Source organism: Myroides sp. WP-1 (assembly GCF_014145635.1).
Classification (GTDB): domain Bacteria; phylum Bacteroidota; class Bacteroidia; order Flavobacteriales; family Flavobacteriaceae; genus Flavobacterium.
Genome location: NZ_JACHTC010000001.1, coordinates 26,542 through 38,740, shown reverse-complemented (window position 1 = coordinate 38,740; position 12,199 = coordinate 26,542). Strand labels below are relative to the sequence as shown.

Here is a 12,199-nt window from a genome sequence, read left to right as displayed (position 1 = left end):
GCTTTTTTAGGCCAACTTCACTGTTCTTATTTTAGGTGATGTGATATTCTGTCATTTTGCGATACAAAGTAGTTAAGGCAATACCGAGTAATTCGGCTGTTTTGGTTTTATTACCTTTCGTATGTTGCAATACTCGTTGAATATGTAATTTTTCTACAGTTGCCAAATCTAGAGCCGTATTTCCATTTGGGGCAGTTGCTCCTTGCTGTTGTATTTCATATGGCAGATCAGCGAGTTGTATTTCAGTCTGTGTACACAATATTGAGGCACGTTCTATAGCATTGCGCAATTCTCTGCTATTTCCGGGCCAAGCGTAATGCTTTAAAGCATCCAATGCTTCTTTGGCGATCGATTGCACTCCATTGCTTTGCTCTTGAGTAAAAAAGGATCTAAATCGCTCTGCCAACAAAGGGATATCCTCTATACGTTCTCGTAGAGGAGGTAAGTGAATCTCAAATACAGATAGACGGTAATAGAGATCTTCTCTAAACAACCCTTCTTTTATAACTACATCAAACGCCCTATTCGTAGCCGCTATAATTCGAACATCTACTTTGGTTGGTTTAGTATCTCCTACTTTTAAGAATTCACCCGTTTCAAGTACACGAAGTAACTTGGCTTGTAAGAGTATGGGCATTTCACCTATTTCATCCAAAAACAATGTTCCTTGATGTGCTTCTTCAAATAGTCCTTTTTGATCTTTCATGGCATTGGTAAAAGAACCCGCTTTATGACCAAACAATTCACTCTCCAATAGATCCTTGCTAATAGCAGAACAGTTGAGTGCAACAAAAGTTGAATTCGCCCTTGTACTAGCTCGATGAATTGCTTGAGCAAATACCTCTTTTCCCGTGCCCGTTTCTCCGGTAAGCAAAACAGTTGCTTGCGTTGGTGCCACTCGTTTTGCTAAGTTAATCGCGGCCATTAAAGGCATAGATTGCCCCGTGATCTGATCAAAACTATGCGTTTGTGTTGAATGCTCTCCTTTTGTTTGCTCCAAGTTGCGATTGATCTTTACCCTTTCTAGTGCCCGGTATAACAGTGGCAATATCTTATTATTGTCGTCTCCCTTCGTGATATAATCAAAAGCGCCATTTTTTATGGCTTGTACCCCATCGGGAATATTTCCATAGGCGGTAAGGAGAATAACCTCAACGGTAGGATGAGCCAATTTAATTTGTTCTACAAAAGCAACACCATTACCATCGGGTAACTTAACATCACAAAGCACAACATCAATAGGATATTGTGCTAATTTTTTCGTTCCGACTTTTACATTTTCGGCCTGATATACTTCAAAGCCTTCTAGTTCTATAATTCGAGATAAAAGCTTGCGCAATTTATCTTCATCATCAATAATAAGTATTTTAGACTGCACCATACGACAACCATTTTTAAGAAAGTTAAAGGTATAAAACAATCTTCAACTATAGTGCGAAGTTTATCAACAAGATGGAAGTTTACTATTTTTAGTATATATCTTTTAACTCCTTCTTTTTCTTATCTCTTCAAAATCTTATCTTTGTTTCTATTTTTAAAACAACCTATGGAAGCCTTTCAACTTATCCGATATACAGCTGCTGATTTTGCTGTTTTTTATTCTCTTGTACAAGATGATAACGTCATGCGTTATGTATCAGGTCAAGGCCTAACGGAAGAACAAGCAAGAAAAAAATTCGACTCCATTCTCGAGGTCAATGCAATCGATCCGGCATTGGGTTATTTCAAAATATACGATCAAGGAATCTATTTAGGCGATGGAAAAATGGAGTGGAACAAACGCGATAATACGCAATTAGAAATCGGCTATATTCTTCAAGAAAAATATTGGGGAAAGGGCTATGGTACAAAAATATGCAAAGCTTTATTGGCTATTGCTGAACGCACACATCCTTCAACTCCTATCATTGGATTAATTGATCCAGCCAATCTTGCTTCTAAAAAGCTACTAGAAAAATTTGGGTTTAAAAGTTACTTCGTTGGTGAAGAAGATGGCTTACCTACAGAGAAATTAATTTTAAAAAAAGGACAATAAATTAGTCGTTGACAGGTGATCATCAGACAGAAAAAGCCAATCCTGATCTAGAATTGGCTTTTTACATTTTTATATTTTCATTGTTTCCTAATCTTCTTCTTAATTTAGGTCAACTACATCGGCTGTTTGTGTTGCATTTTTTATACACTTGCGGCGTGTTTAGCGGCGATATAGCCAAATACCATTCCTTGGCCGATGGTTGCTCCTGCTCCTGGATATACTTGTCCAAAAACGTTAGCTGCTGTATTTCCAATGGCGTAAAGTCCATCTATCTTTTGCTGATTTTCACGCAATACTATACCATGTTCATCCGTCATTAATCCACCACAAGTTCCCAAATCAGAGAGCACCACTTTTACCGCATATAATTTTCCTTTTAAAGGGCGTAAACACGGGTTAGGTTTAACTGTTGGATCTCCATAATACTGGTCATAGGCGCTGTCGCCTTTATGAAAATCCTCATCGCGTCCCTTTTGTGCTAAAGTATTAAAACGCTGGTAAGTTTCAGTAAATATTTTTTCAGATATACCCATTTGCTTGGCTAAATCTTCTGCGTCATGAGCCTTAAAAGCAATTTTAGCCTCATACCATTCTTTTGGAATATTCATCATGGGGAATACAGCACCTGCCAAAAGATATTGATTTCTATATTTTTGGTCAAAAATAAGCCACATTTCACCTACAGCTTGCTGCTCTTGTTCGAGTTTGAGTAAAGTCTGCCCAAACGTCATATAATCCGTTGCTTCATTGATAAATCGCTTTCCTTTGGCATTAATCATAAAACTTCCAGGAAGAGAGCGTTCTGCCAACAATACTTGAGGATCCCCACCTTTCTTTAGTGGTGCTACGGCAGGAAACCACCAAGATTCTTTCATATTATCAAGCATTCCTCCCAAGTGTTCTGCCATAGTAATAGCATCTCCCGTATTCCCTTCCGCTCCCAAACTCAAATTAGCAACCAAATTAGGAGATTGATAATGCTGACGCATAGGCATATTGTGATCAAAACCTCCAGCAGCTAAAATCACACCTTTTCTAGCGTGAATCGTTACATCTTTGCCATTTTGCTTTACGACAGCTCCAGTAACACGAGTTCCATCATAGAGAAGAGAAGTCAAACTTGCCTGAGTATACACTGGAATACCCGCTCGAATGACCCCATCAAACATACCCGCTGCAATAGCCTGTCCACCTGCTACTAGTTTTTTACCTATCAAAAGTCCTCCAACCCCTTGAAACAAGCGCTTCAATATAATTGGAAAAGCCTTTAAGGGTTTTTTCAACATTAAATTAATCCATTTGTAGTCATATCCCGTAACAGGCATGGGTAAAGGAGCTTCCATTTTCCCATATCGGAAACGTTCTTTTTCAACTCCTAGGCGATTTAAATTGAAAGGTTTGGATTCACAAGTTCTCCCCATAGCTGATCCTCCTGGATTTTCTGGGTGATAATCGGAATATCCTTTCGCCCAAAAGAACTTCAGGGCAGTTTGACGATACAACATTGCAATAGTAGCATTTCCTTCTTGTAAAAAAGCTTGCCATCGAGCCGTTGGACAGTCTCTATTAACTACGGCATCTAAATATTTCTCTCCCTCTTTTACTTGGTCTTTAGATCCATCTTTCTGCAGTACTTGATTCCCTGGAATCCAAAATGCTCCTCCCGAAAGTGCTGTGGAACCCCCAACGTATGGTGTTTTTTCAATCACAAGTGTTGAGAGTCCAAATTCGTGCGCAGCAAGCGCTGCTGTTAAACCTGTTCCAGATCCGACGACAAGTAAATCTACAGTCTGTTCCTCTAATATAGGGCCTAGTGCTTTTGTTTTCTTCATGTTTCTTCTGTTAAATGATAGGATTAATGTATTTGCTTTTACAAGGCGTTGTTTCGTGCAGTTTGCTCTTTTGCTCTTTGCATTCAGGTATATCAAACCTCAACAAAGGTTTGTGCTTATTCTAAAGAGGTCTTTTCTAAAATTGATGCTCTTCAACATACCTACGCATTGTGAATAGCATTCAACTTGTTCCCTTGTTATAATCAGTCCTTTACTCACTAAGATACAACATAAAGCGCACATTTCCAAAAAGTTAACGACAAGTACTTATAGAAAAAGTATTGATTCTTTCTTTTCAAGAAATCTTTCTCCTTCCTAAGTTCTCCCCTATTCATCATCCCTTTACCATCCCTTTACCAATAAAAACAAGCACAATTTCTTATTCTATAGTTCTTCTTTTAAAAAACAATATGAAAAGGAGTAAAATTCACAACTTTCTATCAATCAATCAGTAAAACTTCATTATATTTACAAGGTTTATTTTTCTTTTTTATGAAAAACAATGTTTTAATCTATTTTCTTCTTTTCCTTGCACTTTTTAGTTTACTTCATTGTACACCAAAGCATCTCAACACACCTATCGATATTGATCAACTCTATGCAGTACAACACGACGAGCAGTATAAAGACAGTTTAGCTCAAACACTTGCAGAACCAGTACAATATGCATTAACATTAAGTAATACAGCGTCCAATCGACATGTTATTGACAGCACCTTACAATTACTTCGTTGGACACTAGACTCTGTTAATTTCCGCAAACTAGCACAAAAGAGTATTGCTTATGCTACCAAGAAAAATGACTTATCAACTTTAGCCAATACATATAACAGTATTGGCATGTACTATCACGATAGTTATCAATTAGATAGTACCTTTTACTACTATATCAAAACAGAGAATGTATATAAGGAACTACAGGATTCTATTAAAGTAGGAGAAACCAAGTTCTACCAAGCGCGATTATTGTTTGAGATGGGATTAAATATGGAAAGTGAGTCCAAAGTATCTCAAGCCTTATTGTTATTAAATCAAGCTCCTTATAACCCTGTTAATTTCGAAGCCAATCAGTTAATGGGATTGTGTTTAATGGAGCGCAAGAATTATACAGAAGCAGAAGTTTACTTAAAAACCGCAGTTGATCAAATATTACTTGATCTATCAAAATATAAAATACTAGACGCTAAACGCGCTAAGATGGCGATCGGCAATGCCTATGGTAATTTAGCAGAGGTATGTTACAATCAGGGTAAATTCAACGAGGCAAAAGCTTATGTCGTAGAGGGACAGAAATACTTGGAAAAAGACACCCCTATTATGCTTGTGTCTTTCTTGCGCAATAGATTGGCACAGTGTAACTATCGATTAACAGGCAATAGTCTTTATATCAAAGAAGTAGAACAAAGTTTTAAGGACGATTCCATCTTAGGTAATTCTTTTCGCATGTTTTACACCGCTATGGATCTTGCTCATCTGTATCAACTGGAAGACAATCAAGAAGTATCGAACCAATGGGCTGAGGTTGCCTATACGAATGCCTCTAGACATCAAGTATTACCTCAACAAGTACAGGCATTAGAGTTTTTACTTACCCACGAAGACTATCAGAAAAAAGACCAAGTCCGACAGTTAATAAAACTGAGACAAGCACTGACCAATCAAGAAAATCAAACGCGTAATACCTTTGCGCGAATTGCATATGAAACAGAAGTGATCGAAGCAGAAAATCACAAGCTCAGGGAACTGATCTTTACGATTATCCTCATTGGGCTAAGCTTACTTTTTATACTGATAATCAGCGTGTTTCGATTCCAACTAAAAATTAAAGATAAAGAACTTCTATTGATCAAAGCACAGCGAAAAGCCAACGAAAGCATTGATGAATTAATTATTGAACGCAACTTAATTGCACGCGATATCAAAAAGAAAGAACGCAACAGAATTGCTAAAAATTTACACGATGGTATCGTTAATTCTATCTTTGGTATACGCTTTCACTTACAGCTCCTAGATATTCCAGACATCGTAACTAAAAACTTATTAATCAATGAATTGCAAAAACTAGAAAGTAATACGCGCGACATTTCACATGCCTTACTAGATAATAACCTATTCGTTGAAAACCAATTTAAGCACTTGGTATCTGATTTAGTATCCTTTCAAGTCAATGCGTGGCATACCAAGTTTTCAGTTGATTATAATGCACAAATTAACTTTGAAATCTTAGACGCTACTACCAAGACCAACTTGTATTACATCTTGCGGGAAGCACTTCAAAATATAAACAAATACTCTAAAGCAACACGCTGTTATGTCTCATTCACGCTTATAGAAAATGATTCTAAAATAAAAGTCACGATACAAGATAACGGTATTGGATTCGAAGAGATCAGTTCAAAAGGAATGGGGATTGCCAATATATTTGAGCGTGCGGAACAAATAAAAGCTGAGATACACATTGATTCTGCACTCAATAAAGGAACGGTAATCAACTTATACATTCCTTATTTTGCTCCTTAACGATTAACATGTGTAACTCTGAAACGAGAGTCTCTTATTTTTTTGCAAAGCGAATTAAAATTTAAATAGCTCATTAATAAAAAAAGGATCTCTTGGTAGAGATCCTTTTTTATGTTAGTTACTTTTCAATGAAGCCATATCAATTACAAAGCGATACTTAACATCTCCTTTAAGTAGGCGATCATAGGCTTTGTTAATGTCTTGCATTTGAATTAATTCAATATCAGAAGTAATATTGTGTTTACCGCAGAAGTCTAGCATTTCTTGAGTTTGAGCAATACCGCCAATTAACGAACCTGAGAAGCTAATTCGATTCATAATCAAGCTAAAAGCTGCTACTGGAAGCGGGTGTTCTGGCGCACCAACTAGTGTTAATTTACCATCTCTTTTCAGCAAGTTAATATACGCATTGATATCATGTTGAGCAGAAACACAATCGAGAATAAAGTGCAGCGTATGAGCATTTTCTTTCATTTGTTCTTTATCAGTAGATAAAATAACTTCATCCGCACCTAGGCGTTTGGCATCTTCTACTTTAGATTGAGAAGTTGTAATTACAACAACCGTTGCTCCCATAGCTTTGGCAATTTTAACCGCCATGTGTCCTAATCCTCCGATTCCTACAATACCCACTTTTTGTCCTGGTCCAACATTTGCATGTCGCAAAGGAGAAAAAGTCGTAATACCCGCGCAAAGTAAAGGTGCCGTTGCTGCCAAATCTAAATTTTCTGGAACGCGTAATACGAAATCTTCATCCACTACAACAGCTTCAGAATATCCGCCAAAGGTTTGTTGATTTAAGTGAACATCCGGACTATTATATGTTCCAATATTGCCGTTTTCACAATATTGCTCTAGTCCTTCCTTACAACTTTCGCATGTGCGACAGCTATCGACCATACAACCAACCCCAACAAGATCACCTACCTTAAATTTAGTAACTTCACTACCTACTTGTGTAACACGTCCCACGATTTCATGACCCGGAACGTTGGGATATTGAGTACCTCCCCATTCATTTCGAGCAGTGTGTAAATCGGAATGGCATACTCCACAATATAAAATATCAATGGCTACATCTTTTGCCGTTACCGCTCTACGATTGATATTCATTTGTTTTAAATCTGCATCTGGTGCGGTAGTACCAAATGCCTTTACAGCTGTTGTATTCATGTGCTCTTTTTTTATCTATTTAAACTCTTTTTTTAATTGTTGTAAAAGTAAACCGTATTCGTGACAACGATCTTGGTACGAGGGTCAATTTACTTTGCGCTAAGGCTCAATTGAATCTCTGTTGGAGCTAATCCATAATGCCTTTTAAATGCAGTAGAAAAATGAGAAGCATTTTTAAACCCAACTTTCCAATATACATCTTGTACCCTTTCCTGTCCTTCTTTCAGTCGCATGTAAGCGGCTTCCAATCTTTTTTTCATGATCCACTTTTGAGGTGTAAGCGCACTAATCTTCTTAAAATCTCTTTTAAATGTAGCTAAACTACGTCCGGTATATTTAGCAATCTCTTCAATAGTCAATTCATCTTGGTAGTGTTCATTTAGAAAGTCTAGAATATCAATCTTCCAAGGTTCTGTAAAATCAAAAAGCAAAGGATAGTAAACAGGAGAATGATGGAGTAAAGCATAGATACCCTCTAGTAATTTAAGGTGAACCACCTCTTTACTTGGTTGGATATGTTGATCAAAATATGGGGTGAGCGATTCAAACAAACTGGTAATGTCAGGACGTTTTTCAATGGCAAATACATTTTTATCTGAGATTGTCACCTTGCTAGGCAATACCTTTTTATCTAATTTACTGTAAAACTCACGCAATACATTGCGATTGAAAGCCAACGAGATGCCTTTGTAATGTTCGTTACCACAACTGTTCTTGTACATCGTCAATTGATGGTTTCGTCGAATAAAAACACATTGACCTGCTTTCACAATGATCCGTTTGGTTCTGTCTTCAATGATTTGTTCCCCGGAATAGACATACACTAATACATGTTCAGGTGTAGCGTGAATACACTTCTCGCTAAAATCCGAATAACAAGAAAGAAAAATACCAGAATAACTCATGGTTTTTAATGTTGTGCTGGTTTCCATTTTACGCTATTTAATAAGATATAAATATACAAAAAGGAGTGCATTTTATTTTGCTGTATGGCTCATTTATCTTTTCTCAAAAGCTCATTTTTACAAAAAAACCACTAAGACAAGTCTAAACTATTTTTTACTATACCTTCCATTTCTCTTTTAATAACACTTGAAGTTGCTGGATTTCTTCTGTATATATGGTTTTTTTGCGTGTTCCGAAATACAAGGTGTTCTCCAAGGGAGTTTGCCCTTCCCAAACGAGCTGAATCTTTTTGCTGTCCATGGCTTCTCTACATAGAAAATCAGGCACAACAGAAAATCCCTTTCCCCCACTTAAACAACGAATAATAGAACTGATATTGGGCACAATGTAATTCGGACTAAAATCAGGATGTAAACCAAAGTGTTTGGTCCAAAAATTCTTTAGGTGCTCCATATCTGCCGCCGTACTATACCACAATTGCTCTTTTAGTAAATTTGCTACTCCCTTGATGTCATTAGCCTCTAATAGATCTAACACTCCTGCAGTATCCGTTTCACTACCCGCAATTAACACTAAGCGCTCTTTCGAAAAAGCTTCATACATCAAGTTTGGTTGGTTTCCTTTTTGAGGGGTAATAATCAAATCCAATAACCCATGATCTAAATCTTGTTGCATTTGTGGATACTCTCCAAACTTGATAATTAAATTGAAAGGCAATTTTGCAATGTGTTCCTCCAAGGTATATTGAAACGTTTCAAAACACATTCCCACACTAATTGTCGTTCGATCTTCTTGAGAACGCTTGTGGAAATGCTGCTCTGCTACTTCCATTTTATTCAAAGGTTCAATGACAAAGTTGTACAATATCTTTCCCTTTTCTGTAGGAACCATTTTACGCGCAGCGCGATCAAACAATTTATATCCAGTGTATGCCTCTAATGAATTTAAATGCAAACTAACCCCGGGCTGAGAAATAAACAATTCTTGAGCTGCTGCCGATAGCGTTCCCGTTTCATATATCGCTTTAAATGTTCTAATCCATTCTAAATTCCAACGCATAATTTATCTTTTTTGTCTTACAAAAATAAGGGTAAATCACAGACAAAAGACAAATAATCTATAATTTTTATTATACATTACTATAATATAAGTTATTTTAATAATGCAATAATATGATAGAACTTTGCATTATCAATAATTAAAATAATATTTATGAAAAAGATTTTTATTCTAAATGGTGGACAAACCTTTGCTCATTCTGGTGGATTATTCAATCATACGCTTACTTCATGGACAACAGAAACTTTAATCGCACAAGGTTATGAAGTGCGTCAAACAAATATTAATGACGACTATGATTTAGAGGGTGAAGTAGCAAATTTCAAATGGGCAGATGTTGTAGTGTATCACCTTCCGATATGGTGGTTTCAAATTCCCAATAGAGTCAAGAAATACCTAGATGAAGTTTTGACAGCAGGTCATAACAACGGCATCTATGCTAGTGACGGGAGAAGTCGAAAAAACCCAGCTATAAACTATGGCACAGGTGGATTAATGCAGGGAAAATTTTATATGGCAACAAGTTCGTGGAATGCACCCAAAACAGCATTTACCCTAGCGGGGGAATTCTTTGATGAGCATACAGAAGATGCAGGAGTATTATTTGGTTTTCACAAGATGAATCAATTTATTGGATTAAAGCGATTAGAAGGTTTTCACTTTCACGATTTAGAAAAAAACGGTACCCCAGAACGATTAGAAGCCTATAAAGAAGCGTACATTCAACATATTCAAGCAACATTTCCAAAGAGAAGCAAACAATGAAAATATACATCACCGCAATTATAAAAGCACATACAGTTCATCAAGAAGAAGTACGCGCTTTTCTTTTGTATTTGGTTCAGGAGACTAGAAAAGAAGAAGCGTGTATCCGCTATGATTTACACCTCGACCAAACGGATCCCAACACCTTTATTTTTTACGAAATTTGGAAAGACCAAAAAGGTTTAGACCTACACAATCAACAACCGTACATCAAGCAATTTGGTCAACTTGCTAACAGTGCTTTACAAGAAGCACCAACCTTATACATTACCACAAAAATTTAATACAATGGAATACAGAAAATTAGGAAATTCAGAATTAGAACTATCCGCAATTGCTTATGGAGCTTTTGCCATTGGCGGAACCTTATGGGGAGGAAATGAACAAAAAGACTCTATCGCATCTGTTCGCGCTTCTATAGAAAATGGAGTGACAACCATAGATACGGCACCCTTTTATGGTTTTGGACTGAGTGAAGAAATGATTGGTCAAGCCATAAAGGGATATGATCGAAGCAAAATACAACTTTTGAGCAAATTTGGTTTGGTCTGGGACGGCAGCAATCAAGGAAGAGGAGAGCACTTTTTTGATGTAAACGAAGGAAATAAAACTATTCCCATTTACAAGTATGCAGCTAAAGCCAATGTAATCAAAGAAGTGGAGGAAAGTTTAACGCATATGCAAACCGACTACATCGATTTGCTGCAATTGCATTGGCCAGATCAAACAACGCCAATTCACGAAACGATGGAAGCATTAGATTTGTTGATTCAACAAGGTAAAATACGCGCTGCTGCAGTCAGTAACTACAGCGTAGATCAAGTGGAAGAAGCGCGAAAAACCCTGCAAATAGCAAGTAATCAAATGGGATATAGTATGTTGAACCGATCTATTGAAAAAGACTTGGTTCCGTACGCCTTAGAGCATCAGTTGGGTATTATCGTTTACAGTCCGATGGAACGAGGATTACTCACAGGAAAATACTTCACCTCAGGGCAATTAAAAGACAATGATCACCGAAACGGGTACTTCCAGCAATTTAATCTAGAGCAAGTAGCTTTGTTTTTGGATAAAATAAAACCCTTAGCACACGCAAAAGGAGTAACCATAGGACAACTCGTACTTCGTTGGACAAGTCTGCAACCGGGTATTACCTCAGTTCTTGCAGGATCTCGTAACGCGGAACAAGCCCGTGCTAATGCACAAGCGATACAAATCCATTTAACACCAGAAGAAATGAGTTTTATCCAAACGGAACTAGCTAAAATCTAAAACTAAAAAAACCCACACAAAATAACAGAGTGTGGGTTTTAATTTATACTATACGGTTTAAACAGGGTACTTATACCCCTCTTCGAATTCGACTTAAAGAAGATGACGTAATCCCCAAATACGAAGCCAACATGCTCATCGGCACTCGATTAACCAATCCGGGATAATGAGACAAGAAAAGTAAATAACGTTCTTTTGCTTCTAAATTCAGCATGGTATTCGCAGTTTTCAATTTGCTTTCTGTGGCAAAAGCATGAAGCTTTGCCATCAACAACGGCCAAACGGTAATTTCTTTCTCCAACTGATGAAAATCAGCATAATCAATGCTCCAAACACGGGCATCTGTGATAGCCTCTATATAATCGTTAGCCGGGGCTTGAATAAAAAAATTGTGTAAATCACCTACAAAACGACCTTCGTAAATAAAGTATCGCGTAAAGTCATCGCCCTTTTTGTTGTAGTACAGTGATCGGAAAACCCCTGATTCAACAAAAGCAATGGAATGACTCGTTTTTCCACTTTCTACAAAATACTCTCCTTTTTCGATTATTTTGTAGGAGAAAACTGCTTGAATGCGTTCGCGTTCTGCTTCTGTAAGTTTGGCAAATTTCTCTATATATGTAAATAATTCTTCCAT

The 12,199-nt window shown here is 37.1% G+C and carries 11 protein-coding genes; 5 read left to right on the top strand and 6 right to left on the bottom strand.

The genetic code is table 11. The features are described 5' to 3' along the window. Positions 1-31: 31 nt before the first annotated feature. On the bottom strand, positions 32-1,381 hold the full coding sequence (locus tag H4K33_RS00190; RefSeq protein WP_182646492.1) for a sigma-54 dependent transcriptional regulator: 1,350 nt from the start codon (positions 1,379-1,381) through the stop codon (positions 32-34). Positions 1,382-1,546: 165 nt separating this feature from the next. On the opposite strand from H4K33_RS00190, the gene H4K33_RS00185 reads away from it, so the two are divergent. Further along, positions 1,547-2,035: a GNAT family N-acetyltransferase gene (locus H4K33_RS00185; protein WP_182646491.1), complete on the top strand. Its 489-nt coding sequence runs from the start codon at positions 1,547-1,549 to the stop codon at positions 2,033-2,035. Between the two features lie 140 nt (positions 2,036-2,175). Here the strand turns inward: H4K33_RS00185 and H4K33_RS00180 are convergent, their stop codons facing one another. Further along, a complete protein-coding gene (locus H4K33_RS00180; protein WP_182646490.1) occupies positions 2,176-3,867 on the bottom strand; it encodes a 3-ketosteroid-delta-1-dehydrogenase in 1,692 nt (563 codons plus the stop codon). 492 nt (positions 3,868-4,359) lie between these two features. Between H4K33_RS00180 and H4K33_RS00175 the strand changes: the two genes are divergently transcribed. Then, positions 4,360-6,387, top strand: coding sequence for a tetratricopeptide repeat-containing sensor histidine kinase (locus H4K33_RS00175; protein ID WP_182646489.1), 2,028 nt, complete (start codon positions 4,360-4,362; stop codon positions 6,385-6,387). A gap of 114 nt (positions 6,388-6,501) precedes the next feature. Here H4K33_RS00175 and H4K33_RS00170 read toward each other — a convergent pair whose 3' ends face one another. The 3 genes from H4K33_RS00170 to H4K33_RS00160 form a co-directional block, all read right to left on the bottom strand. Further along, positions 6,502-7,560: an NAD(P)-dependent alcohol dehydrogenase gene (locus tag H4K33_RS00170; RefSeq protein ID WP_182646488.1), complete on the bottom strand. Its 1,059-nt coding sequence runs from the start codon at positions 7,558-7,560 to the stop codon at positions 6,502-6,504. Between the two features lie 89 nt (positions 7,561-7,649). Further along, positions 7,650-8,492, bottom strand: a complete 843-nt coding sequence (locus tag H4K33_RS00165) for an AraC family transcriptional regulator (protein ID WP_182646487.1) — start codon at positions 8,490-8,492, stop codon at positions 7,650-7,652. Positions 8,493-8,622: 130 nt separating this feature from the next. Further along, entirely contained in the window at positions 8,623-9,525 is a 903-nt protein-coding gene (locus H4K33_RS00160) for a LysR family transcriptional regulator (RefSeq protein WP_182646486.1), read from the bottom strand. A 153-nt stretch (positions 9,526-9,678) separates the two neighbouring features. Between H4K33_RS00160 and H4K33_RS00155 the strand changes: the two genes are divergently transcribed. The 3 genes from H4K33_RS00155 to H4K33_RS00145 are packed head-to-tail and all read left to right on the top strand — an operon-like array spanning position 9,679 to position 11,562. Continuing rightward, positions 9,679-10,290 carry an NAD(P)H-dependent oxidoreductase gene (locus H4K33_RS00155; RefSeq protein WP_182646485.1) on the top strand — a complete coding sequence of 204 codons (612 nt, stop codon included), beginning with the start codon at positions 9,679-9,681 and terminating at the stop codon, positions 10,288-10,290. Then, on the top strand, positions 10,287-10,574 hold the full coding sequence (locus H4K33_RS00150; RefSeq protein ID WP_182646484.1) for a putative quinol monooxygenase: 288 nt from the start codon (positions 10,287-10,289) through the stop codon (positions 10,572-10,574). Before H4K33_RS00155 ends, H4K33_RS00150 begins: the two co-directional genes overlap by 4 nt. Positions 10,575-10,578: 4 nt before the next feature. Further along, a complete protein-coding gene (locus H4K33_RS00145; RefSeq protein ID WP_182646483.1) occupies positions 10,579-11,562 on the top strand; it encodes an aldo/keto reductase in 984 nt (327 codons plus the stop codon). A gap of 70 nt (positions 11,563-11,632) precedes the next feature. On the opposite strand, the gene H4K33_RS00140 is transcribed toward H4K33_RS00145, so the two are convergent. Then, a complete protein-coding gene (locus H4K33_RS00140) occupies positions 11,633-12,199 on the bottom strand; it encodes a Crp/Fnr family transcriptional regulator (protein WP_182646482.1) in 567 nt (188 codons plus the stop codon).